The following is a 22,726-nucleotide window of genomic DNA, read 5'->3' as shown; positions in this document are numbered from 1 at the left end:
TTTGTGTCCTTCTCAATCGGGGGGGCCCCACCCACACCCCCCCCCCGCCCCGGCCCCCCCGTTTTGGGGGGCGCCGGGGGCCAGTGTGCTGCGGGCGGTCAGATGCGGTTGCCCCAGCGGTGGGCAGCGAGGCTGCGGGCAGCGTTGGAGCGGCCCGCCGGGGGCTCGTCGGCGGGGAGGCGGACGCGGGCGATCAGGCGGCCCGCTTCGGCGCGGAGCTGGCGGGCCTCGGCGATCAGCGGGTGGGCGACCTGGACGCCGTGGCGGGTGCCTCCGGCGATCAGGCGGCCGTCCGCGCGGACCTGTTCGTCGCAGTGTGCGGCGTCGCGCAGGTGGTGTTCGGCGAGGCGGAGTGCGGCGTCTTCCTGGGGGTCCAACTCGATTTCCAGAGCGGCGAGTCCGGCGCGCAGGTCGGTGATGATCTCGTGCAGGGGAACCCCTTTGGCTACTTATGGTGGTTGACTGTCACGCTGTGCGCATGAGGGTTGGTCCATGCCTATGCGCATCGGTGGTGGGCTGCTATGACGCCCCGGAGAAGAAAGAGGCGCGCGGGGAGTCACCCCCCGGGTGTCGTGACCGGCATTGCGCGCGGGCGCGCCGAAGTCTCGCGTGTGATCACGTCCCGCGCGCGCTTCGAGGCGGCGAACGACGCCGCCAACTCGATCTCACGCAAGGCTAGTTGGCCCTGGCTCTGGAAAGTACGGCTTGTCTCTTCCAAAGTCCTTCGCCTGCGCGCCCTGCTCGGGTGCGTGCTGCTGAACTTGAGGCACAGCCTGTGCCTGAAATTGGGGGGACAGGCTGTCCCCCCAATTCCTCCCGGCAGCTCACCAGGCCCGGCGGAGCAGCCTCTCGGCGATGGCTTGGTGGTCGGGCTTGGTCGCGGTCGTCGGGTCGAGTCCGCCCCGGCCGAACAGCGGGCGCGGGGTGGCGGCCTCGGCTAGGTTGCGGCACAGCGCGTCCAGGTCCACGAACGGGGCGGCTGCGCGGGCGGCGTCGGCGGCGAACGGCGGCAGGGAGTACCCGGCGATGACCTGCTCTGCCTCGGCCCGGCGCTCGTCCTCGGCGGCCCGGTGGCGTAGCTCGTCCGCCTCGACGGACGCGCCGTTGTGCTCCTCTCGGAGGTGGGTCAACTCGGCTTCCAGGTCGGCGATTCGGGCGTCTCGCAGGTCGGGTTCGGGCTCCGGCCGGCGTTCGGACTCAGCCTCGGGTGCGGGGGTCGGCGTGGCGTCGCTCTGGGTGGGGGTGTCGGGGTGGGCGACACCGCCGGGGATGGCCTCGGCGGGCGTGGGGTGGTCGGCGGGCACGGGTGTCTCTCCGGTCTTCGAGCAGGGGCAGCGAGCGGGGGCGGGCGGGAGCGCCGTTCATTCCCGGAAGGGGGCTCCCGCCTCGCCGGGGTCACGCCTTGGCGGGCGGGGTGACCGTGAAGGCGATGGCGCGGGCCGGGTCGATGGTGGCCACTCCGCACAGGGTGTCCACGATGGACACCTCGGACTTCACGGAGGGGTCGAAGTCCAGGGTGACCCGCAGTGCGTACTGGTTGTCAGCGGCGGACACCGAGCGGGCCCCACCCTGCACCTCACTGGGGGCGCGCACGGCGAGGGCGAACGCGGTCTTGTGGAAGGCGACCGCGCCGTCCAGGTGCGGGGAGACAACCACGCGGAAGCCGAACAGCTCGCCCATGGTCGCGTTGCGCAGCGCGTGGGGGTCTCCGGCCTCGTTGACCTTCTGGAGCTGTTCGACGTCCAGCAGGATGTTCTGCACGTCCGGGCCGATGGCCAGGAAACGATCGGTGGCGGGGATCTCGCGGCGGGTGAAGTCGGCGGCTGCGGCGGTCAGCATCTTCACGACGTGCCCCGGCTCGCCCGGCTTGGCGTCGGCCTTGATGGCGCGGGCTCCGGCGGCCTTGCTGGCGGCATTCAGCAGGGCGGCGGCGGACTTCTCGACGTAGGTGGACACGGCGTCCATCTGGGGCTTGAGGACCTGCTCGCCGAAGCTCTCTATGTTGAGCGTCATGTCCTTGGTGGTGAAGGCTGCGGCGTCGGTCGGCTCGTCGGTCAACTTCACCTGGACGTGCCCCTCCTCCACCTTGGTGTAGACGGTGGTGCCGTTGAAGTTCTGGGCGACGCGGCGCTTGGGCGTGCGCACCCGCACCGAGTCGCCCCGGCCGCCGGTGAAGCTCGCTTCGGCGTCGCGCATCACGCACTCGCCAAGGACGGAGTTCGAGCGCATCAGGGCCAGGCTCACGGCCACGACGTCGGTGATCTCGAAGGTGTTGCTGGTCATAGGTGGCGCCTTTCCTCGGGGCCCCGCCACTGCGGCGGGAACGGGGAAGCCCCGGCCATCTGCGGCGCGGGGCTGGGGTGTTGGGGTGTTGGGGCGGTCAGCCGGCCGAAGCTGTGGGAAGCCCGTTGAACAGGTCGGCGGCGGTCGGCGTGCGGCGGCCATCGGGGGCGCGGAACAGGCGGGCCTCACCGCTCATGAAGTGGGTGCCCGTCGTGCGGCGCAGGGTGAGCAGGGCGGACAGGAACGTGAACTCGGCGTCCGGGTTGGCCTCCCACGCTTCGTGGTTGACCACGTCGCGGTAGGTCAGACCGAGGGCGTTGCACCACATGAGGTAGTGCGCGGGGGTCGGAGTCTTGTCCTCGGCCTCCCATGCGTAGACGGTGGCGAGGTGGACGCCGACGCGGTCGGCGACCTCGGCGACGGACAGGTCCAGGGCCTTGCGGCGGGCGGCGAGGGAGAACGGGTGGATCACGGTGACGGGGTCCTTCATTCGGTCGGGTGGCGGAGTTCATGATCACCAGGGGGTTCGGGGTGAAACGGCACGTTGGCGGCCTCACCCGCCCCGATTTTGGTGATCATGGTCGGGGGCGCGGGTGGGGCTCGGCCCGCTCTGGCACGGGGATCGGCGGGTGCGGTACGGGGTGCGGCCCCCTCCCTGGGGTCAGGGGGTCGGGGGGTTTGCGCACGTCACGACATCCCCCCTAATCCGACGGGGGGTCAGGCGCTCGTGGGGTGAGATCCACTCGGTCAGGAGCATGTCGCCCTTGTCGGTGTTGCAGTCCCGGCAGGCCCAGCGGAGATTGGCGATCTCCGTGAGACCGCCGCGCGCCACCGGCCTTACGTGGTCCAGGACTTCGCCCGGAGTGGCCAGGCCAGGCGGGCAGTACGCGCAGTGGCGACCGAATCGCTGCGAGACGTTCCGGCGGATCGACTCCTTGCGGTCCCTGAGGCGGCGGCGCTGCTCGGCCTGGCAGGCTTGGCAGACTCCGTCCGGGAACTGCATCACCTCCTTGCGAAAGCGGCAGCGTCGGCACGGGCGGGGCTTCTCACTGGGGTCTCTACCGGCTTGCCGGGCCTTACGGCGGGCGTGCTCAGCGGCACGGGAGCACTTGTCGGAGCAGTAGCGCCTGCGGGGGTCGGCCAGCGCGTCCACAGCGCCCGTGCACCGGGGGTTGTGGCACGGCCGAGGCCCCGGTCTGGCGCGTTCCAGCAGTTCGGCACGACGCGCGTCCTCACGGCGGCGCTGCCTGCGCTCGGCCGCGCACCGTTCGCAGTAGGTGACCTGCCCAGCGCGGGCGGGCCGCCTACCCGACGGCTCGCCACACTCACCGCACAGCACGGGGTCCGCAAGCTCTCTCAGGGCCGCACGCCGGGACTCTCGCGCCAGAGCGAAGGCCCTGCGGCAGCGGTCATCCGCGCAGACCGGCTGCGGACCGTCCCGGGCGCGGGGCCGCACCCCGCACACCCGGCACCGGGCCGTAGTGGTCTCCATGTCCGGCACCCCTCCCCCCGACGAAACGCGGTGATCATGAACAGGTGGAGGTACAACCGTCGCTCTCGCCTGCGGACGAATCCCGGAGCAAATGAGAGAGACCCCGGCACAATGCCGGGGTCTCCCGCGAAGTCACCACGCACGTTCGAGTGCGCGCACCTGCCCACATGTATTGAGATGGACCGGTTAACACCGAGCGCCCCAACTCCCCATGAGAGAACGTCTCATAGGTATTAAGCCGGGGCGGTCAACAGCACAGGCAGCGGAGGGCACCTGCCTCCGTCCTTCCGCCCGGCTACATAGCGACAAGGACTCGGGTGTACGCCTCCCAGGCCAGCCGTACGGCCTCCGCGTCCTGCGGCGAGGGGTGCCCGTCCGGCAGGGCGTCCAGGACCCGCCACAGGGCCGCGTGTGCCTGCTCAAGGGTGGAGTTCATCGGTCGTGCTCCTCGTAGGTGTCCTCACCCCACGCCGGAAAGGGGCGGGGATCGTCACCCGTAAAGAGCCGGGACGGTTAACAACCGCCGGAGTACGGCACGCGCTCCCGGACCGGCCGCACAGCAAAACGGGGCCCTGACCAGGAAGGTCAGGGCCCCGCGATGTGCAACGGCGCAGCGGCTCACGCTGCCTTGGACGGAGGCTGCGGCCGGGCTCCCGGGCCGTCGAGAGCAGACGCCAGGACGCCCGGTTCCGGGTTCGCCGTGATCACGTAGCGGCGCTCCACGCTGGACGGGTAGAGCACCGCCGACACTCCGAAGGATTCCAGCATTTCCCGGCGTGCCGCCTCGTCCGGGGCCGCTGCCCAGTCGGCTGCCACCGTGCGGCCCGTGCGGACCCGACGCCAGCCCGCCGGCCGTTCCGGCGTCGCCTTGAGTTCCTTCAACTCCTCGCCCATACGGGCGTATTCAGTGCGGTACCACTCGGCGTCGTCGGGCTCGTCATACAAGCCCGCGTTGCGGTCGTCCCGCAGACGGGCGCGGTCGGCCGTGAGATCCGCGATACGTGAGGCCAGGCCGCTGCCGGGGTCGTAGACCCGCTCCACGTATTCGGCGGGCCCGAACCGGGCAAGGAACCAGACCTCCATCTCAGCGTCGGCCATAGCCATGTTGATCGACGGCGCGGGCTTGCAGTTCTCAGCGCCGGGGATGCCCCGGAACTTCGCCGTACAGGCGTAGGTGCGGTTCCACTTCTGGCCCTTACTGCCAGCCGAGCCGCTGACCACCAACGTGTTGGCGCAGTTGCCGCACGTGATCAGCCCGGACTGGCGGTGAACTCCCCTCGGGGCCCGCTTCCCCGAGCGCTTCGGCGCGGTCTTCTCGATCAGCGCGTCCCTGGTAGCCCGGTCCCACAGGGCAGGGCCGATGCGGACCGGATGGCCGTCCTTCCCCAGGACTGGCTTGCCCGCATGCATCAGGTAGCCAAGCGCGGCCTCACTGCACAGGATTCGCTTCAAGCTCTTGTTGGACCATGGCGTGCCCTTCGGCTCGCGGCCGTAGTTCACACGAAGCTGGTCGTTCGGAGACAGTACGCCCGCCCTCGTGAGCCGGGCCGCCTCCGTCGCAACGGTGATCTTCCCTGTTTGGTCCGCAAGGATGCGGCGCTTCACCTCACGCAGGGTTCCGGCCGCGTCCGGGATGCCCCGCTCGGCCTCCCCGTGGTCCAGTACCGCGTGTTCGACCTTTGCCGTTGGCGACAGCCGGACGTACTTGTAGCCGTAGGAGGGCTTGTTGTGAGGCTCCCCGGCGGCGCGGGCCCGCTTGATCTCCTGACGGTTGCGGGTACGGATCGCCCGATGTTCGATCTGCGCCCCGAACAGCTTCATGTTGAACTCAAGCTCTTGGTTCGGGTCGTCCATGTCCCAGAAGCCAAGGTGGTCGGCTGTGAGGAGCGAGCGGCCCGCCGCGCGGTTCTCACGCTCCAGGCGCAGCCCTTCGTAGGTGTCCCTGCCCAGCCGGTCCACCATGCTCGCGGCGAGCCCGCTGAAGGGTCCGCGCTCACCGCGCAACCACGGGCCCAGGGCCGGACGGGTGAACGGGTCGGTAGCGCCGGACACCTCCCAGTCGTCAGACCAAGCGATGACGTGCCCACCGGCCGCCTCGGCAGCGCGAAGGATCTCGTCACGCTGCCGTGCGGGCGACGACGTGGCATCCTTCATCCGGGACAGACGCCGCACACCCAGCAGGCACTTGCCGCACCCGTCGTAAGGCGTCACAGGGTCCATGCCCCGATCGTGCGCCGAAACCGGCATCTTCGCAGGTCGGGCGGTTACATAAAGCGCCACAGGGCGTCCATTCCGGTCCACGTGATAGCGGACTCTTGCCGGGATGAACGCCCACATCCAGCACGACCTGCCGCTCGCCGTCGTGGACACCTGCCTGCGGCGGGGCTGCGAGCCGGCCGGGCTCGCGGCGGACTACCACCGGATCAACGGCCTGCTGGCGGAGGTGGAGACGGCCGTCCGGGAGCAGCTGATGCCCGGCCCGGACGTGCTGGAGCGCGCCGAGCCGCTCACCCACCTGCTCGGCGTCTGGTCGGTGGAGGCCGCCCGCGAGGGGGCGTGGTCCGCTGTCCAGGCGCTCTGGGAGCTGCGCGCGGTGCCGGCCGCCGCGCGGGCCTTCGCCGCCGCCCTGGACTGCTCGGCCGGCCTGCTCGGCCACGCCCTGCTGCTCCCGCTCGGCCCGCACCCCGCACGGGACGCAGCCTGCGGCGCACCGGGCACGGCAGCGGACGCACCGGACACACCAGGCAAGGCACTACACGCACCGGGCACGGCGCCCGGCGCCCCAGGCACGGCGCCCGACGCACCGGGCAGGTCACCGGACGCGCCCCGCACGGCGGCCGGCCGGCTCCCCGAGGCGAGGAACCGGCCGGCCGGTGAAGGAGAGGGCGCTCGGGCCCGGCCCGATCAGGCCCAGCTGGAGTGCAGCGGCTTGCCCTCGGCGTAGCCGGCCGCGCTCTGGATGCCGACGATCGCCTTCTCCTGGAACTCCTCCAGGGTGTTGGCGCCCGCGTAGGTGCAGGAGCTGCGCACACCGGCCACGATCGAGTCGATCAGGTCCTCGACGCCCGGGCGGGCCGGGTCGACGAACATCCGGGAGTGCGAGATGCCCTCCTCGAACAGCGCCTTGCGGGCCCGGTCGTACGAGGAGTCCTGGGAGGTGCGGTTGCTGACCGCACGGGCCGAGGCCATGCCGAAGCTCTCCTTGTACTGGCGGCCGTCGGCGGCGGTCTGCAGGTCGCCCGGGGACTCGTAGGTGCCGGCGAACCAGGAGCCGATCATCACGTTGGAGGCGCCGGCGGCCAGTGCCATCGCGACGTCGCGCGGGTGGCGGACGCCGCCGTCGGCCCACACGTGCTTGCCGAGCCGGCGTGCCTCGGCGGCGCACTCCAGCACGGCGGAGAACTGCGGGCGGCCGACGCCGGTCATCATCCGGGTGGTGCACATGGCGCCGGGGCCGACGCCGACCTTGAGGATGTCGGCGCCCGCCTCGACCAGGTCGCGGACACCGGCGGCGGAGACCACGTTGCCGGCCACGATCGGGATCCGCGGGTCGAGGCCGCGCACCGCGCGCAGCGCGCTGATCATCGATTCCTGGTGGCCGTGCGCGGTGTCCACGACCAGCACGTCGGCGCCGGCGTCGATCAGGGCCTTGGCCTTGCCGGCCACGTCGCCGTTGATGCCGACGGTGGCGGCGATCCGCAGCTTGCCGGCGGCGTCCACGGCCGGGGTGTACAGGGTGGCGCGCAGCGCGCCCTTGCGGGTGAGGATGCCGACGAGCCGGCCCTCGGCGTCGACGACCGGGGCGAGCTTGCGGTGCGCCTCGGTGAGCTTGTCGAAGGCGGTGCGCGGGTCGATGCCCTCGTCCAGGAGCAGCAGGTCGCGGGACATCACGTCGGCGAGGCTGGTGAAGCGGTCCACGCCCTGGCAGTCGGAGTCGGTGACGACGCCGACCGGCTTGCCGTCCTCGACGACCACGAGGGCGCCGTGCGCGCGCTTGGGCAGCAGCGACAGCGCCTCGGCGACGGTGGCGCCCGGGGCGAGGGTGATCGGGGTGTCGTGCACCAGGTGGCGCTGCTTGACCCAGGAGACGACCTCGGCGATGACCTCGGTGGGGATGTCCTGCGGGATGGCGACCAGGCCGCCGCGGCGGGCGACGGTCTCGGCCATCCGGCGGCCCGCGATGGCGGTCATGTTGGCGACGACCAGCGGGATGGTGGTGCCGGTGCCGTCGTTCGAGGAGAGGTCGACCGCCTGCCGGGAGCCCACGGCGGAACGGCTGGGGACCATGAAGACGTCGTCGTACGTGAGGTCGTACGAGGGCTTGAGGTCGTTCAGGAAGCGCATGAAGGGGGCTCTCTGGCTGGGAGAAATTACACCTCGGGTGCGGTTGCGGCACTGCCGCCGGGCGCACTCGGGCGCCCGGCACCCAGCATTCGATTCTCCGGGACGGTGGGATCAAAAGCCAGTTCGAGGCCCATTGCTGGCACTGTGTACAAACCATGATCAATGCTCCGCGCGTAGACTTGGACGATCATCCAAGTCCGACGGTTTTCGCCCCGGCCAGGGCCGCTCCCGTAGCATTCACGCGGTAACGGCGAGGCGAGCGGGAAGCGGCGACAGGCAATGACGGCGGGCGTGGACATCAAGCAGGACCAGAGCGACACGGACACCGGGGAGGAGATCGACTACGGTCCCGGCCTCGACCCCGAGCGGCTGCGGCTCTGCCTGGACGTGCTCGCCGAGCTCGACCAGCTGCACGTCGACCACCCGGACGCGATCACCGTCCGCCAGGCCGTCGGCGGCATATTCCGGACCCTCAAGCAGCGCCGCCGCCAGGAGACCCGGGCCCGCAAGACCGCCAACGACCGCGAGGTCACCGCGCGCACCGCCACCGGCGCCCCCACCCGGATCGACGACGAGACCGCCGGCGCCTTCGGCCTGACCACCGTCACCAGCACCGAGATCGCCGGCATCCTGGAGCGGCCCCGCTCCTGCTACACGTGCAAGCAGCGGTACGTCGAGGTCGACGCGTTCTACCACAACCTCTGCCAGGACTGCGCCGTCAAGAACCGGTCCCACCGGGACGCCCGCGCCGACCTCACCGGCAAGCGCGCGCTGCTCACCGGCGGCCGGGCCAAGATCGGCATGTACATCGCGCTGATGCTGCTGCGTGACGGCGCCCACACCACCATCACCACGCGCTTCCCCAACGACGCCATCCGCCGCTTCACCGCGATGCCGGACAGCGCCGAGTGGATCCACCGCCTCAAGGTCATCGGCATCGACCTGCGCGACCCGGCCCAGGTCATGGCGCTCGCCGACGAGGTCGCCGCCGACGGCCCGCTGGACATCCTGATCAACAACGCCGCGCAGACCGTGCGCCGCCCGCCGGAGTCCTACCGCGAGCTGCTCGCCGCCGAGTCCGCGCCGCTGCCGGCCGGCGAGCTGCCGCAGGCCACCACCATCGGCCGCTTCGGCAGCGGCAGCGTCGACCTTCCCGCCCTCCCCCACCAGGCGAGCGGCGACGCGCAGCGGATGGCCGCCGAGGACGTCACCTCGCTCGCGCTCGTCACCGGCTCCGCCACGCCCGCCCGGATCGAGGCCGGCACCGCGATCGACGCCGGCGGGCTGGTGCCCGACCTCGCGCCCACCAACAGCTGGGTGCAGACCGTCCAGGAGGTCGGCCCGGTCGAGCTGCTGGAGGTCCAACTCTGCAACTCCACCGCGCCGTTCATCCTGATCAGCCAGCTGCGCCCGGCGATGGCCGCCTCCGCCTCCCGCCGCAAGTACGTGGTCAACGTCTCCGCGATGGAGGGCGTGTTCCAGCGCGGCTACAAGGGCGCCGGCCACCCGCACACCAACATGGCCAAGGCCGCGCTCAACATGCTCACCCGCACCAGCGCGCACGAGATGTTCGAGACCGACGGCATCCTGATGACCGCCGTCGACACCGGCTGGATCACCGACGAGCGGCCGCACCCGGACAAGATGCGGCTGGCCGACGAGGGCTTCCACGCCCCGCTCGACCTGGTCGACGGCGCGGCCCGGGTGTACGACCCGATCGTCCGCGGCGAGCTCGGCGAGGACCTGTACGGCTGCTTCCTGAAGGACTACGAGCGCTCCAACTGGTAACCGGTCCCCCGCGAGGATCCCCGCGAAGGAGATGGCGAATTGACCACCGCACCGCTGCTCGGCGCAGGAGTCATCGTGCCCACCGGGGACGGCCGGGTGCTGATCGGTCGGCGCACCACCGCCGGCGAGCCGCCCACCTGGAGCCTGCCCGGCGGAAAGGTCGATCCCGGCGAGTCCTTCGAGCAGACCGCGGCCCGCGAACTCGCCGAGGAGACCGGCATCGTGCTGCCCGCCGAGCAGATGCGGGTGCTCGCCCTCCTGCTCGACCACGAGCTCGGCCGGCCCCGGCTGACCGCCGCCGTGCTGGCGCCGCCGAGCCTGGCCGAGGCGGTCGTCACCGAGCCGCACGCCTGCGGCGGCTGGGAGCGCGTCGCGCTGGACGCGCTGCGGGAGCCGATTTTCTACCCGTCCTCGCTGGTCCTCGGCAGCTGGCTGCCGGAACGGCCGTCGGCGGTCCGGGCCGGAACGACCGGGTACCCCGTCACCCGCTGAGGGCGACGGGGTACGCCCGGGCGGCGACGGTCCAGCCCACCCGGGCGGCGGCGGGCCGTCAGCCGTTGCGGGCGGCCTCGGGGCCGGTGATCCGCTTCAGCAGCGGCAGCGTCGAGGCGATGATCCCGACCGAGGCCACCACACCGAGAGCGACGAAGCCGAAGAACACCGCGCCCGGCGACACCAGGTGGTAGTCCATCTGGGAGCTGAGGAACAGGGCCGAGGCGGCGAGGGCCGCGCCGATCGAGATCACCGCCACCGACAGCAGCGGCAGCACGCTCTCCAGCGCGATCACCCGCTGGAGCAGGCGCAGCGGCGAACCGGTGAGCCGCAGCATCGCGAACGGCCGCCTGCGGTCGGAGAGTCCGGCCACCACGCTGACCGCGAGGCTGCAGCCGGCGATCGGGAGCGTGGTCAGCAGCACCACGTTCGCCAACTGCCGCCATCCGGCGAGCCGTTGCTGGCCTTCGGTGGCCCAGTCACCGACCGTGTGCGCGTCGTGGTCGGGCCACGCCGCGGTGAACACCGTCCGGACCTGCTCCTTCGCCGCCGTCGATCCGTCGGTCGTGGCGTAGAGCAGTTGGACCGGGAGCTTCGCGACCTCCTCCGCGGAGACCGGGACGGCGGGCCACTCGGCGTCCGGGTGCGAGGTGAGGTTGAGGAACTCGCGCGACGGGACGGCCGCCACGCTCGCCCCGGCCGCGCAGTGGCCGACCACCGGGACCTCGGCGAGGTCCGCGCAGGACACCAGGCCGGGGGTGAGGAGCGGGGCGTCCGGGCGGGGACTGACCGGGATCTTCCCGAGGCCGGCCGGGTTGGTGTGGAGCACCGCGAGACCCCGCAGGCCCGGCACGGCCCGCGCCTGTGCCAGGACCTGCTCCGGCACCGCGTCCGTCAGTTGCCTGCCGTCCCGGTAGTCGCCCTGCACCACGGACGCGCGGGACGACTGGTCGCCGTCCAGCGAGCCGCGGTTGGCGTTGATCGTGCCGATGACGCAGACCGTCGACGTGGTGACGAACAGCGCCAGGATCAGGCCGCTGACCGCGCGGAATCCGGCCTTCGGGTCGTCCGCGAGCCGGCGCACCGCGATCAGCGTGGCCGGACGGCTGGTGCGGCGGGCGACCGCACGGGCGGCGACCATGGTCAGCCACGGCCCGGCGATCACCAGGCCGAGCATCACCAGCAGGAACCCGGGCAGGTAGGCCGCCGCCTGTCCGTTCCCGGTGGCCGGGCGGCGGCCGAGGAAGTACAGCAGCTCCGCGAGCCCGGCCAGCAGCGGGACCAGCCGCCAGGCCCGGGGCGGCCGCGGGGTGACCCGGCGGCTGACGCCCAACGGGGAGACGGTGACCCGGCGCAGCGCGAACCGGGCCGCCACCGCCGAGGCGAGCGGCACGGCCAGGACGGTGCCCAGCACCTGGAGGCCGGTCAGGCTCAGGTCGTCGAGGTGGAAGCGGCCGCCGGTGAAGGGCACGTCGGCCACCAGCGGGCGCAGCGCCAGGTAGAGGCCGAATCCGGCGGCCGTACCGGCCACCGCGGCGACGGTGGACTCGACCGCGGCGATCACCGAGATCTGCCGCGGGGTGGCACCGACCAGCCGCATCGCGGCGAACCGCTGCTCCCGGGTGGCGGCGGACAGGCGGGTCGCGGTGCCGATGAAGATCAGCACCGGGAAGATCATCGCACCGCCCACCACCGACAGGATGAGCGTCATCGCGTCACCCCGGATGCCCCGGCTCAGGCAGTCGCCGTTCCCGCACTCGGGCCGGGTGGTGGCGATGGTGGTGACGGCGACGGCGCGGGGCGCGGCCTCGACCTCGCCGACCGTCCGGCCGACGACCACGGCCAGCGTGTCCGGAGAGGGCATCGCCGAGTCGTTCAGGGTGCCGGCCATCCGGCCCGGGAAGCGGTCGCCCAGCTCGACGGCCGGGACGGTGCGCAGCAACGCGGCCAGCGCCGGGGAGGCGTAGTACTCGCCGGGGGCCGGCACCCGGTCGAGCCCCGGCGGGACGGGCGAGGTCGGCCCGGTCGCGGCGACGTCGATCTCGCGGATCTCCGAGCCGTCGTAGTAGTCGTTGTGGGGCTGCCACCACAGCGGGTCGACCTGCGCGCTCTCGGTCCGGCTCCGGGCCCCGGAGTCGAGCCAGACCTGGCGCTGGTTGGCGCGGTCGATCGCGTTCATGCTGGCGAGCGTGGACAGCAGCAGCCCGACCCCGATCGCCACCGCCGCCGCGATCATCAGCAGCCGGGCGAGCGCCTCCCGGCCGCCGCTGACCGCCAGCCGGAGCGAGAACCGGATCACGAGGCCACCGACCCGGCTCCGGCCCCGGCCCCGGCCCCGGCCCCGGCGGAGAGCGTGCGGGCCTGGCCGTCGCGGACGATCGCCTCGCGGTCGGCGTAGGCGGCGACCCGCGGCTCGTGGGTGACCAGGATGACGGTGGTGCCCTGCTCCCGGGCCGAGCCGACCATCAGTTCCATCACCTGCTCGCCGGTCAGCGAGTCCAGCGCGCCGGTCGGCTCGTCGGCGAACAGCACCTGCGGCCGGGCCACCAGGCCCCGGGCCAGCGCCACGCGCTGCGCCTGACCACCGGACAGTTCGCCGGAGCGGCGCCGCTCCATGCCGTCCAGGCCGAGCCGGGCGAACCACGGCCGGGCCTGCGCGAGAGCGTCCGCGCGGCGCACGCCGTTCAGCAGCAGCGGCAGCGCCACGTTCTCCTCCGCCGTCAACTCCGGGACGAGCTGGCCGAACTGGAACACGAAGCCGAACTTGTCGCGGCGCAGGGCGCTGCGCCCCGCCTCGTTCAGGGTGTCCAGGCGTTGCCCGTTGAACAGCACCTCGCCCGCGTCGGGCACCAGGATGCCGGCCAGGCAGTGCAGTAACGTCGACTTTCCCGAGCCGCTCGGGCCCATGATGGCGAGCACCTCGCCGGCCTCGACGGACAGGCTCGCCCCGCGCAGGGCGGGGGTTTCACCGAAGGACAGGGCGACGTCGCGGGCCTCGATCACGGCGGTCATGAGCGCACCGCCTCGGCCAGCGCGTCCAGGCGGGCGGTGGTGAGGTCGATCCAGCGCAGGTCGGCGTCCAGGTGGAACAGGCCGTGGTCGGCGAGCAGGGCGTCCACCAGGGCGCCGGTGCGGCGCAGTTCGGTGAGTTCGCGCATCCGGCGCAGGTGGGCGGCGCGCTGGGTGTCCAGGTACTCCTCGGCGTCGCGGCCCAGCATCAGGGCCAGCACCACCTTGGTGAACAGCACGCTCTGCAGGTTGGGTTCGGGCGCGACCGGATCCCGGAGCCAGGTCTCGAACTCCGTCACCCCCGCGTCGGTGATCACGTAGCGCTTGCGTTCGGGTCCGTCGCCGGGCTCCGCCTCGCCCGCGACCACCTTGCCGTCCCGGGCCAGCCGGCCGAGGGTCGCGTACACCTGTCCGTACGGGAGGGGTTTGCCGCGGCCGAAGAGGGAGTCGTAGTCGCGCTTGAGGTCGTAGCCATGGCTCGGCTCCCGCTCCAGCAGCCCCAGCAGGGTCAAAGGAACACTCATGGGGGAGACCATACCCCACGCGTATACTCCGAGTGTATAGCTGGCGAGAATACGGCCTCTGCCTGCGGAAACCCCGTCAGAACCCGGGCGAGACCCGGGCGGAAGCCGGTCGGAACGCGGTCAGAGCGCGGTCAGAACACGGTCAGGGCCCGGGCGGAAACACCGTCACCCGGGTGCGGGCGGGCAGAGGGCAGCCCCACGCTCACCCCCTGCACCGCACCACGGCCCGGCACCCCCACGGTCAACCGGGCCAAGCCGTCCCCTGGCACGAAGGATGCGGCCGGACCCCAGCCTGCCCGCCCGCCCGGCCGCTGCCGAGGGCCGAACGTCCCTGGTGCGCGAAGGGGCGCCGGGCGGCCGCGCACCCGGGCGCGACCCGGAACGCGACCGGCGCGCGGCGGCGCCGTCCGCAGGTCCCGGTGGTACGAGCCCGCACGACTCTTGTGCGCGGGCGGCCACCGGGTAGAAATTGGGTGACGAAGCCTCACGACATCACCACCGCGCCGCCCCAACCCCCCTGAGGAGCCGTCGACGTGTCCAGCACACCCCGCCCCGCCCGGCCATCGTCGCGCCCGCCGCGAACCGGCCGCCGGCTGCGGCGGGCCTTCGGTGCCCGGCACGAACCGCTGGTCCGGCCCGTCGACCGGGCCCGCGCCCGCGCCTGGCTGCTGAGTGCCTTCGGGGCCCTGCTCGCCCTCGCCTTCGCCACCGGCAGCTCCCTGCTCGCCTACCACGCCACCGCACCCCAGGCCGACAGCGACCGCCTGCGCCTCCACAAGGTCGACGCCGTGGTGCTCACCCTCCCCGACCACGGCACCGGCACGGGCACCGGCGCCGGAGGACGCTTCGGCGCCGGCTACAGCACCCGCGTCGACGCCGAGGCCTCCTGGACCTACCCCGACGGCCAGCCGCACACCGGTACCGTCCAGGCCCCCCGTACGGCCGTCACCGGCACCGTCGTCCCCGTCTGGGTCGACCCCGTCGGCGCCCTCTCCTCGCCCCCGACCAACCGCGCCGCCGTCGCCGTCTCCGCCGTCTGCACCGGCGCCGGCGCCCTCCTCGCCCTCCTGGCCCTGCTCACCCTCGCCCTGCGCCTTCGCCTGCACGTCCTCGACCGCCGCGCCGACGAGGCCTGGACCCAGGGCTGGGCCCGCCTCGAACCCCTCTGGAGCGGCCGCGCCGGCCACCGCCAGGACGACTGACCCCTGTGGACGAGCGGGAACCGGCGAGCAGCGGGACGCGGCGCCGGGTCAGAGCGGGTGGGTCCAGTCCGGGGCGGGGTGGGCTCCGGCGGCCCGGTGGGTGAGGGCCGCGACGGCGACGAGGAGGGCCAGGGCGAGGGTCAGGGCGATGGGGACGTCGGCCTGGCGGATGAGGAGGGCGCCGACGAGGGCGCCGACGAACATCCAGACGGCGGAGGCCAGACGGCGGGGGCCGGTGCGGTCGGCGGCGAGGGCCGTGATGGTCATGGTGAGCACCGTGGTGGTCAGGTCGGGGACCTTGAGGGAGCGGACCACCGCGTTCTGGCCGCCCATGGCGAAGGCCAGCAGTCCGATGAGGCCGTAGCGGGCCGGGTCGGAGGTGTAGCCGGCCACGGTGGCCAGGGCGATGCTCGCGGCGACGAACACCGTCTGGGCGACCACCGCTGTGGTCAGCAGCCGCCCGCGGTGGTCGGGCAGCCGTCGGGCGAGGTGGCCGCCGACCAGGGCGCCGAGTACGAACGCGGCGAGGGCGCTCAGCGAGGCGGTGGCGGAGAGTCCGGCGGCACCGGCCAGGGCGAAGCCGAGGAAGACCACGTTGCCGGTCATGTTGGCGACGAAGACGTGGCCGAGCCGGAGGTAGCTGACGGCGTCCACCAGTCCGGTGACGACGGTGAGCACCAGCAGCATCGGCACCAGCGGCCCGTGCCTGGGGTCGGGGGTGAACATCGGGACCTCCTGGTCGGCCTCGTGGCGGTGCCTCCGTTCTACCTCCCCCGGACCTCCTGCTAGGCGAGCGCGGGGCGGCTCGGGTCGTCGGGTTCGTCGTCGAGGTGCCAGTGCAGGTCGCGGACGCCGGGTTCGAGGGAGAGCCGGCTGACGACCTGTTCGAGGGCCGGGGCAACCTGCCCGGTGATGGCCACGGTGGCGCGCAGGCTGGTGGCGTCGCCGCTGTCGGTGCGCCGGGCGCGCAGGCCGGTGGGGGCGAGGCCGGAGGCGGACAGGGCCTGGAGCAGCAGGGCCCGGATGTGGGTCTCGGCCTTGCGCTCGCATTCCAGGTGGACGGTGGCGCGGACGGTGGAGTCGGGGTCGCTGCCGGACTGCGGGGCCCGGTCGAGCATCCGGCCGGCCGGGCGCAGGATCAGGTGGACGGCGAGGACGCCGAGCGTGCCGAGGACGGCGAATTCGAGCTTCCCGGCGGCGGCGAGCACCCCGACGGCGGCCGAACACCACAGCGTGGCGGCGGTGTTGAGGCCGCGGACGCCGGCGCCGTCGCGCAGGATGACGCCACCGCCGAGGAAGCCGATGCCGGAGACGACGTAGGAGGCGACCCGGGTGGGGCTGGCGGCGTCGCCGACGGCCTCGCTGTACAGCACGAACAGGGTGGCGCCGGCGGCGACCAGGGCGTTGGTGCGCAGGCCGGCCATCCGGGCCCGCCACTGGCGTTCGACGCCGATGAGCGCGCCGCAGGCGACCCCGGTGGCGAGCCGGACGAGGAAGTCGGCGGTGGTCAGGGTGTGCACGACGGCACCTCCTTCACTGGGAGAGCTGGGAGAGCGGGGAGACGGACGGACGGGTGGCGGGCCGCTGCCCACCACCCGTCCGTTCGGGCTGCGGTCTGCGGCTCAGTGGTTGAGCGCGGTCTGGACGATCTTGATGATGACCATCACCATCGCGACCAGCAGGTAGGCGCGCAGGGCGCCCATGCCGACCTTGCGGGCGGTGGACATGACCGGCTTGCCGAGGGTCTCCAGCGGGGGCATCCGCCATTCCTCGCGGCCGGTACGGTCGACGGGGTCTTCCTTGGTCCCCCGACGGCCGAAGGTGAAGAAGTACCCGGCGACCAGGACGCCCGCCACGCCGCAGCCGGCCATGATCCACAGGATCGCCTGCGAGCTGATGTCGGGCCAGACCACGGCGGCGGTCAGGATCAGCGACAGCATCACCAGCACGCCGACCACGGCGGAGGTGAAGGCGTTGGTCTTGGGCCCGTTGACCCAGGGCCCCAGGACGGCCTTGTCGTTGCACAGCAGCAGCAGGAACACCGTCGCCGAGGGCAGCAGCACACCGGCCAGCACCTGGACGAACTGCGTCATCAGGCCCTGGGTGTAGCCGGTGGACAGCAGCGTGATCGCGGCCGCCGCGACTACCAGGCCGGCGTAGATCGCGTAGAAGCCCTTGGCGCCCTTGACGCCCCGGTGCAGCGAGTGCCTGATGCCGAACACGTCGCCGATCGCGTAGGCGGTGGACAGCGACACGGCGAAGGCGCCGATGATCGAGGCGTCCAGCAGCGCGATGGCGAACAGCACGCCCACCACGTGCCCGGCCTTGTCCTCAAGGCCCTTGGCGACGGCGGCCGCATCCGAGAACTGGCCGAAGCCGTCGGTGCCGGCGAAGGCCGCGGCGGTGAAGCCCATCATCGCGGCGGCGCCGATGATGACGATGGCGATCCCGATCCACAGGTCGACCTTCTCGTACTTCATGAACCGCGGCGTGATCCGCTTGTCGATGACGTACGACTGCTGGAAGAACAGCTGCCACGGGGCGACGGTGGTGCCCACGATGGAGACGATCACCAGCATCACGGCCGCCAGCTGACCGGAGCCGCCCGGCATGCTGGGCACCGTGAAGTCGTGCGCCATCTGCGAGGTCTTCGGGTGGACCATGAAGTAGATCGGCACCAGCAGCAGCGAACCCACGCACAGCGTGACGGCGACGCGCTCGAAACGCTGGAACGAGCCGGTGAACGCCGAGGCGATGATCACCACCGCCGCCAGCACCACCGCGGCCACCTTCGGCAGCCCGAGGTACCCGGCCGCCAGGGTGACGCCGATGAACTCCGTGACCAGCGTCAGCGCGTTCAGCAGGAACAGGTCGATGACGCTGAACGCGCCCCAGAACTTCCCGAAGCGCTCCAGGATCAGCCGGGCGTGCCCGACACCGGTGACGGCGCCCAGGCGCAGCACCATCTCCTGGTTCACGTACAGCACCGGGACCAGCATCAGCAGCGTCCACAGCAGCTGCGTGCCGTAGTTCTGCCCCGCCTGCCCGTACGTCGAGAAGGCGCCCGCGTCGTTGTCGCCGACCATCACGATCAGGCCGGGGCCCACGATCGCCAGCAGGGTCTTGAGCCGCGCGGACAGGCCGTGGCGCGGCGTGGTGTCGTCGAGCCGGATGGTGCCGAGCGCACCCCTGATGTCGCCGACGTGGGCGTCGTCGAGCACGGCGGTGCGGGTGGTGGTGGTGGGGACCTTCGGGTCCAGCATCACGTTGGTCATGGCAGGGCCTCCCTGCCCCCTTCCTTGAGGGGGCGACAGGGGGCACGCAGCAGCGATCCTCCCTGCGAGCGCACGGCGTCGGACCGCACGGCGGCGCTGAGCGGCGGCGGCCGTGAGGGCATGACGGAGCGTCAGACGTCGTGCGTCGGGGCGCGGTTGAGCGCATGACGCAGCGTCAGGTGAACGCGCAGGGAAGGTTGTTACCGCGTGCCAGAGGTGATCGAGAGCATGCGGGGGTAGGGGCGACTATGGCCCGGACTATCGCAGTCCATGTCTCTCGCCTCCTCCCGGTCGGGGGTGCACCGTCTGTGCACCGCATCGCGACACGGCAAGGAGCGGACCAGCCCTACGGGACCGGCACACCCCAACTCGTCAGAGCTTTGGCACTCCACGGCGTGTCCAGCCCGGTCGGGCCGGAAGCCACTTCGGATCAACCCTTAGGTCGGGAAGATCTGTCCTAACCCTGGGCGTCTCTCGACGTCGTCGGATCAGTGGCCTGTGTCCGTGAAGAAGCCTCACCGAACGAGGTGCCTTCTTCAAACCTCGTCAAGCATAGACCCTCCCTTTCACCCGGATAGCGGCGTCTCGACCGAACTTCGACAGCTTTGTAGAAGCTTGACCAAACCCACCCCTCGACGTGCACCCCCATCCGGCATATATAGTTCACCGACATATGCAGCTCAACAGCTCACGAGGGGGAAGTGTGTCCCACAGCGATCCGACCCGATCCGCACCCGTCCTGCACCTGGCCAACGTCACCCGGGTGCACGGGCGGGGCGCCGCCGAGGTACACGCCCTGCGCGGCGTCGAACTGGCCGTCCACCCCGGCGAATTCGTCGCCGTCATGGGCCCGTCCGGCTCCGGGAAGTCCACCCTGCTGACCCTGGCCGGCGGACTCGACGCGCCCAGCGAGGGCGAGATCCTGGTCGAGGGCGTAGCGCTCGGCGGCCTCAGCCGCGGCCAGCTCGCCGACCTTCGGCGGCGCTCCATCGGGTACGTCTTCCAGGACTACAACCTGATCCCCGCCCTCACCGCCGCCGAGAACATCTCGCTCCCCCGCGAACTCGACGGAGTCTCCGGACGCACCGCCCGCCGCGAGGCGCTCGCCGCCCTGGAGGAACTCGGCATCGGGGAACTCGCCGACCGCTTCCCCGACGACATGTCCGGCGGCCAGCAGCAGCGCGTCGCCATCGCCCGCGCGCTGATCGGCGAGCGCCGGCTCGTCCTCGCCGACGAACCGACCGGCGCCCTCGACTCCGCCACCGGCGAGGCCGTGCTCGCCGTGCTGCGCGCCCGCTGCGACGCCGGGGCCGCCGCGATGATGGTCACCCACGAGGCCGCGCACGCCAGTTGGGCGGACCGGGTGGTCCACCTGAAGGACGGCGCGGTCGACTCCGAGAGCCACGGGCGGCGCACCGGCAAGCGCCGACTGACCGGCGAGCCGCTCAGCGCCCCGGCCGACGGAGCCGGGCACGCGTCCGGCGACTACGGCCACACGTCCGGCGACTTCGGCCACGCGGCCGGCGGCTTCGGCGAGGTGACCCGATGAGACTCGGCGCCTGGAAGGTCGCCCTGCGCATCGCCCGCCGCGACGCGCTGCGCGCCAAGGGCCGCAGCGCCCTGATCGTCGCCATGATCGCGCTGCCCGTCCTCGGCGTCACCGGCGCAGACGTCGTCCACCGCAGCGGGCAGCTCACCCCGGCCGAACGGGTCGAACGGGTGCTGGGCGGGGCGGACGCCCTGGTCACGTCGCTCGCCCCCGGCCGGACCGTCGAGCAGGCCCCGGTCGCCGAGGACGGCGCCTTCGCGGTCCAGCCCCGCCCCGGGCAGCCGCCCACGGCCGAGCAGCAGAAGGGCGCCGGCACCGACCCCGTCGCCCTGGTCACCGGACTGCTGCCGCCGGGCAGCGTGCTCACCTCCGCCCGGCAGGGCCCGGAGACCGGCGCGACCTCCCCCGAAGGCCTGGTCCGCGCCCTCACCACCGAGGCCGACCTCGCCGACCCGCTCTGGCACGGCCGGCTCGACCTGGTCGACGGCCACGCCCCGGGCGGCCCGCGCGAACTGGCCGCCACCCGGGCCTTCCTCGACAACTCCGGGCTGGCCGTCGGCGGCACCACCACCTTTCCCGGCCTGGAGCGGACCACCTTCACCATCACCGGCGTCGTCGAGCACCCTGACGACCTCCGCCGGGTCGAACTCGTCGCCCAGCCGGGCGCGTTGCTGAGCCAGCTCGCCGCCGCCACGCCTCCCGGCAACCCGGCCGCGGCAGCGCCGGAGCCCGAACGCGGCGCCTGGCTGGTCCGGCTCCCCGCCGGGGCCACCCTCGACTGGGCCAAGGTCCAGGAGTTCAACGCCCACGGCTACACCCTCACCGCCCGCTCGGTCGCACTCGCCCCGCCGCCGCGCGCCGCCGTCCCCTACTACCGGGACGCCTACCGCTCCTTCGGCCCCTCCGCCGACGACAACACCAAGGTCGTGGTGGCCACCGTCACCGGCATGGGCCTGCTGGAGGTCGCCCTGCTCGCCGGCCCCGCCTTCGCGGTCGGCGCCCGCCGCTCCCGCCGCCAGCTCGCGCTGCTCGGCGCCGCCGGCGGCCGGCGGACGCACGTCGGCGCGGTGGTGCTCGGCGGCGCCCTCGTCCTCGGCACGGCCGGGGCCGTGGTCGGCGTGGTCCTCGGCGGCGGCCTCGTCGCCGGGCTGCGCCCGTGGATCGAACGGGCCGGCGGCGCCCGCTTCGGGCACTTCGCCCTGCCGCCACTGGACCTGCTCGCGATCGGCGGGATCGGCCTGCTCACGGCGCTCCTCGCGGCCGCGCTGCCCGCCCGGCAGGCCGCCCGCAGCAGCGTCACCGCCGGACTCACCGGCCGGGACACCGTCCAGGCCCCGAACCGCTGGGTCACCGTGCTCGGTGTGCTGCTGCTCGCCGCCGGCGCCGCCCTGGCCCTGTACGGCGCGAGCGCGGTGCAACACGGCGGCGTGCCCGTCGTCAGCACCTACGACACCCGCACGCTCACCGTGCTCGGCGGCTCCGTCATCGCCGAACTCGGCCTGCTCGCCTGCACCCCCGCACTCGTCGCCCTGCTCGGCCGGCTCGCCAAGCGGCTGCCGCTCGGCCCCCGACTCGCCCTGCGCGACTCCGCCCGGCACCGCTCGCGCACCGCGCCGGCCGTCGCCGCCGTGATGGCCGCCGTGGCCGGGGCCGTCGCCATCGGCGTCTACAGCACCAGCACCGACGCCGAGAACCGCCGCGACTACCGGCCGCAGGCCCCGTACGGCGCCGTGCAGCTCCTCTCCACCGCCGACGGACCGCAACTCGACGGCCTGCGCGCCGAGGTCGGCAAGCAGCTGACCGATCTGGGGCCGCGCGCCGACCTCGGCGAAGCGGTGTACCAGTTCTGCGCCAACTGCTCCAGCACCGTCCAGCTCAAGGGCACCGTGAACTGGCGCACCGCGTCCGGCCCGCCGCACCTGGCCTCCGGGGACGCCGCCATGCTCCGCACCCAGTTCGGCATCCACGACCCGGCCGCCGAACAGGCCCTGGCCGCCGGGAAGATCCTGGTCTTCGACCGCGCCTTCCTCGCCGGCGACGGCCGGGCGGTGCTCCAACTGCGCGGCAGCTCCGGCGCGCCGCTCCAGCCCGGCGAGATCCCCAAGCCCGACCTCCAGGAAATCCCGGCCGACGCCGTCCTGGTCGAGAACCCGAACGCCGCCCGCTTCGCCCAGGGCCTGATCCTGCCCTCGGCGCTGCCCAAGCTCCTGCCCGGGCTCGCCGCGAGGCCCACCGGCGCGATCTGGGTGCCCGCCACCCCGCCCGACCGCAAGGCCCAGCAGCGCGCCGAGGCCGCCGTCGTCCGGCTCGACCGGGCCGCCCAGCTGGAGGTCGAGCGCGGCTTCCAGCCCCGCGGCGACGCCCTCACCCTGGCCCTCAGCGGCTTCGCCGGACTGGTCGTCCTCGGCGCCGCCGGCATCGCCACCGGCCTGGCCGCCGCCGACTCCCGCCAGGACCAGGCCACCCTGGCCGCCGTCGGCGCACCACCGCGGATCCGCCGCACCATGGCGGGGCTGCAGTGCGCGATGATCGCCCTGCTCGGGGCGCTGCTCGGGGCGGTCAACGGCTTCGTCCCCGCGGTGGGCCTGCTGAAGTCCCGGGCTAGCGGGTTCGGCGGCCACCCGGCCCTGATCACCGCCCCCTGGGGCCAGCTGCTGCTGGTCGTCCTGGTGCTCCCGGTGCTGGCGGGGCTGCTCGCCGCCCTGCTGACCCGCTCCCGCATCCCGATGGGGCGGCGGCTGTCCTGATCCCCGGCGCACGCCGAAGCC

Annotated in this window: 20 protein-coding genes and 1 riboswitch; of the genes, 6 read left to right on the top strand and 14 right to left on the bottom strand. The window is 72.9% G+C overall.

All coding sequences use genetic code 11. The annotated features are described in order from the left end of the window. Positions 1 to 98: 98 nt before the first annotated feature. The 7 genes from ACFV6I_RS20965 to ACFV6I_RS20935 form a co-directional block, all read right to left on the bottom strand. Positions 99 to 377: a hypothetical protein gene (locus ACFV6I_RS20965; RefSeq protein WP_380426896.1), complete on the bottom strand. Its 279-nt coding sequence runs from the start codon at positions 375 to 377 to the stop codon at positions 99 to 101. A 447-nt stretch (positions 378 to 824) separates the two neighbouring features. Further along, positions 825 to 1,304 (bottom strand): hypothetical protein, encoded by a 480-nt coding sequence (locus tag ACFV6I_RS20960; protein WP_380426894.1) that lies wholly within the window; start codon positions 1,302 to 1,304, stop codon positions 825 to 827. Positions 1,305 to 1,395: 91 nt separating this feature from the next. Then, entirely contained in the window at positions 1,396 to 2,283 is an 888-nt protein-coding gene (locus ACFV6I_RS20955) for a P22 phage major capsid protein family protein (RefSeq protein ID WP_380426892.1), read from the bottom strand. 97 nt (positions 2,284 to 2,380) lie between these two features. Further along, positions 2,381 to 2,773 (bottom strand): helix-turn-helix transcriptional regulator, encoded by a 393-nt coding sequence (locus ACFV6I_RS20950; protein WP_380426890.1) that lies wholly within the window; start codon positions 2,771 to 2,773, stop codon positions 2,381 to 2,383. Positions 2,774 to 2,944: 171 nt separating this feature from the next. Further along, the gene (locus ACFV6I_RS20945; protein ID WP_380426888.1) at positions 2,945 to 3,286 is read right to left on the bottom strand and encodes an HNH endonuclease; all 342 of its coding nucleotides are present in this window, start codon (positions 3,284 to 3,286) and stop codon (positions 2,945 to 2,947) included. A 784-nt stretch (positions 3,287 to 4,070) separates the two neighbouring features. Beyond that, on the bottom strand, positions 4,071 to 4,211 hold the full coding sequence (locus ACFV6I_RS20940; protein WP_380426886.1) for a hypothetical protein: 141 nt from the start codon (positions 4,209 to 4,211) through the stop codon (positions 4,071 to 4,073). 182 nt (positions 4,212 to 4,393) lie between these two features. Continuing rightward, entirely contained in the window at positions 4,394 to 5,995 is a 1,602-nt protein-coding gene (locus ACFV6I_RS20935) for a recombinase family protein (protein WP_380426884.1), read from the bottom strand. Between the two features lie 103 nt (positions 5,996 to 6,098). Between ACFV6I_RS20935 and ACFV6I_RS20930 the strand changes: the two genes are divergently transcribed. Continuing rightward, entirely contained in the window at positions 6,099 to 6,719 is a 621-nt protein-coding gene (locus ACFV6I_RS20930) for a DUF5995 family protein (RefSeq protein WP_380426882.1), read from the top strand. Here ACFV6I_RS20930 and ACFV6I_RS20925 read toward each other — a convergent pair. After that, complete coding sequence (locus tag ACFV6I_RS20925) at positions 6,680 to 8,119, bottom strand: GuaB1 family IMP dehydrogenase-related protein (RefSeq protein ID WP_380343415.1); 1,440 nt, start codon at positions 8,117 to 8,119, stop codon at positions 6,680 to 6,682. The two genes, ACFV6I_RS20930 and ACFV6I_RS20925, sit on opposite strands and share 40 nt — an antisense overlap. 297 nt (positions 8,120 to 8,416) lie before the next feature. Here ACFV6I_RS20925 and ACFV6I_RS20920 point away from each other — a divergent pair, with 297 nt between their 5' ends. Then, positions 8,417 to 9,907, top strand: a complete 1,491-nt coding sequence (locus ACFV6I_RS20920; RefSeq protein WP_380343480.1) for an SDR family NAD(P)-dependent oxidoreductase — start codon at positions 8,417 to 8,419, stop codon at positions 9,905 to 9,907. Between the two features lie 39 nt (positions 9,908 to 9,946). Beyond that, positions 9,947 to 10,399 (top strand): NUDIX hydrolase, encoded by a 453-nt coding sequence (locus ACFV6I_RS20915; protein ID WP_380426880.1) that lies wholly within the window; start codon positions 9,947 to 9,949, stop codon positions 10,397 to 10,399. A gap of 58 nt (positions 10,400 to 10,457) precedes the next feature. Here the strand turns inward: ACFV6I_RS20915 and ACFV6I_RS20910 are convergent, their stop codons facing one another. From ACFV6I_RS20910 to ACFV6I_RS20900, 3 genes are read right to left on the bottom strand one after another with little or no spacing between them, the layout of a single operon-like run. Next, positions 10,458 to 12,698, bottom strand: a complete 2,241-nt coding sequence (locus tag ACFV6I_RS20910) for an FtsX-like permease family protein (RefSeq protein WP_380426878.1) — start codon at positions 12,696 to 12,698, stop codon at positions 10,458 to 10,460. After that, a complete protein-coding gene (locus ACFV6I_RS20905; protein WP_063346497.1) occupies positions 12,695 to 13,411 on the bottom strand; it encodes an ABC transporter ATP-binding protein in 717 nt (238 codons plus the stop codon). The genes ACFV6I_RS20910 and ACFV6I_RS20905 overlap by 4 nt, the downstream gene beginning before the upstream one ends. After that, complete coding sequence (locus ACFV6I_RS20900; RefSeq protein WP_380376580.1) at positions 13,408 to 13,932, bottom strand: PadR family transcriptional regulator; 525 nt, start codon at positions 13,930 to 13,932, stop codon at positions 13,408 to 13,410. The genes ACFV6I_RS20905 and ACFV6I_RS20900 overlap by 4 nt, the downstream gene beginning before the upstream one ends. Before the next feature lie 533 nt (positions 13,933 to 14,465). Here ACFV6I_RS20900 and ACFV6I_RS20895 point away from each other — a divergent pair. Then, positions 14,466 to 15,134 carry a hypothetical protein gene (locus ACFV6I_RS20895; RefSeq protein WP_380426875.1) on the top strand — a complete coding sequence of 223 codons (669 nt, stop codon included), beginning with the start codon at positions 14,466 to 14,468 and terminating at the stop codon, positions 15,132 to 15,134. 48 nt (positions 15,135 to 15,182) lie between these two features. On the opposite strand, the gene ACFV6I_RS20890 is transcribed toward ACFV6I_RS20895, so the two are convergent. From ACFV6I_RS20890 to ACFV6I_RS20880, 3 genes are all read right to left on the bottom strand, one after another. Then, positions 15,183 to 15,860 carry a YoaK family protein gene (locus tag ACFV6I_RS20890; RefSeq protein ID WP_063346500.1) on the bottom strand — a complete coding sequence of 226 codons (678 nt, stop codon included), beginning with the start codon at positions 15,858 to 15,860 and terminating at the stop codon, positions 15,183 to 15,185. A gap of 59 nt (positions 15,861 to 15,919) precedes the next feature. Beyond that, complete coding sequence (locus tag ACFV6I_RS20885) at positions 15,920 to 16,654, bottom strand: MgtC/SapB family protein (protein WP_063346501.1); 735 nt, start codon at positions 16,652 to 16,654, stop codon at positions 15,920 to 15,922. Positions 16,655 to 16,756: 102 nt separating this feature from the next. Next, positions 16,757 to 18,409: an NRAMP family divalent metal transporter gene (locus tag ACFV6I_RS20880; RefSeq protein WP_380426873.1), complete on the bottom strand. Its 1,653-nt coding sequence runs from the start codon at positions 18,407 to 18,409 to the stop codon at positions 16,757 to 16,759. 356 nt (positions 18,410 to 18,765) lie between these two features. Continuing rightward, a riboswitch (M-box (ykoK) riboswitch) is annotated at positions 18,766 to 18,943 on the bottom strand. Positions 18,944 to 19,112: 169 nt separating this feature from the next. On the opposite strand from ACFV6I_RS20880, the gene ACFV6I_RS20875 reads away from it, so the two are divergent. Together ACFV6I_RS20875 and ACFV6I_RS20870 are read left to right on the top strand one after the other, a co-directional pair. After that, entirely contained in the window at positions 19,113 to 19,958 is an 846-nt protein-coding gene (locus ACFV6I_RS20875) for an ABC transporter ATP-binding protein (RefSeq protein WP_380426871.1), read from the top strand. Then, a complete protein-coding gene (locus ACFV6I_RS20870; protein ID WP_380426869.1) occupies positions 19,955 to 22,705 on the top strand; it encodes an FtsX-like permease family protein in 2,751 nt (916 codons plus the stop codon). The genes ACFV6I_RS20875 and ACFV6I_RS20870 overlap by 4 nt, the downstream gene beginning before the upstream one ends. Positions 22,706 to 22,726 lie beyond the last annotated feature (21 nt).

It is taken from the genome of Kitasatospora sp. NPDC059803, from assembly GCF_042732255.1.
Lineage (GTDB): Bacteria > Actinomycetota > Actinomycetes > Streptomycetales > Streptomycetaceae > Kitasatospora.
Note: the sequence above shows the minus strand (reverse complement) of the source record. Positions and strands in the feature narration are given on the sequence as shown.

Excerpts from the sequence above, each read along its gene's own strand:
- ACFV6I_RS20955 (WP_380426892.1), bottom strand. The coding sequence starts at position 2,283 with ATGACCAGCAACACCTTCGAGATCACCGACGTCGTGGCCGTGAGCCTG.
- ACFV6I_RS20950 (WP_380426890.1), bottom strand. The coding sequence starts at position 2,773 with ATGAAGGACCCCGTCACCGTGATCCACCCGTTCTCCCTCGCCGCCCGC.
- ACFV6I_RS20945 (WP_380426888.1), bottom strand. The coding sequence starts at position 3,286 with ATGCAGTTCCCGGACGGAGTCTGCCAAGCCTGCCAGGCCGAGCAGCGC.
- ACFV6I_RS20940 (WP_380426886.1), bottom strand. The coding sequence starts at position 4,211 with ATGAACTCCACCCTTGAGCAGGCACACGCGGCCCTGTGGCGGGTCCTG.
- ACFV6I_RS20935 (WP_380426884.1), bottom strand. The coding sequence starts at position 5,995 with ATGGACCCTGTGACGCCTTACGACGGGTGCGGCAAGTGCCTGCTGGGT.
- ACFV6I_RS20930 (WP_380426882.1), top strand. The coding sequence starts at position 6,099 with ATGAACGCCCACATCCAGCACGACCTGCCGCTCGCCGTCGTGGACACC.
- ACFV6I_RS20925 (WP_380343415.1), bottom strand. The coding sequence starts at position 8,119 with ATGCGCTTCCTGAACGACCTCAAGCCCTCGTACGACCTCACGTACGAC.
- ACFV6I_RS20905 (WP_063346497.1), bottom strand. The coding sequence starts at position 13,411 with ATGACCGCCGTGATCGAGGCCCGCGACGTCGCCCTGTCCTTCGGTGAA.
- ACFV6I_RS20900 (WP_380376580.1), bottom strand. The coding sequence starts at position 13,932 with ATGAGTGTTCCTTTGACCCTGCTGGGGCTGCTGGAGCGGGAGCCGAGC.
- ACFV6I_RS20890 (WP_063346500.1), bottom strand. The coding sequence starts at position 15,860 with ATGTTCACCCCCGACCCCAGGCACGGGCCGCTGGTGCCGATGCTGCTG.
- ACFV6I_RS20880 (WP_380426873.1), bottom strand. The coding sequence starts at position 18,409 with ATGACCAACGTGATGCTGGACCCGAAGGTCCCCACCACCACCACCCGC.
- ACFV6I_RS20870 (WP_380426869.1), top strand. The coding sequence starts at position 19,955 with ATGAGACTCGGCGCCTGGAAGGTCGCCCTGCGCATCGCCCGCCGCGAC.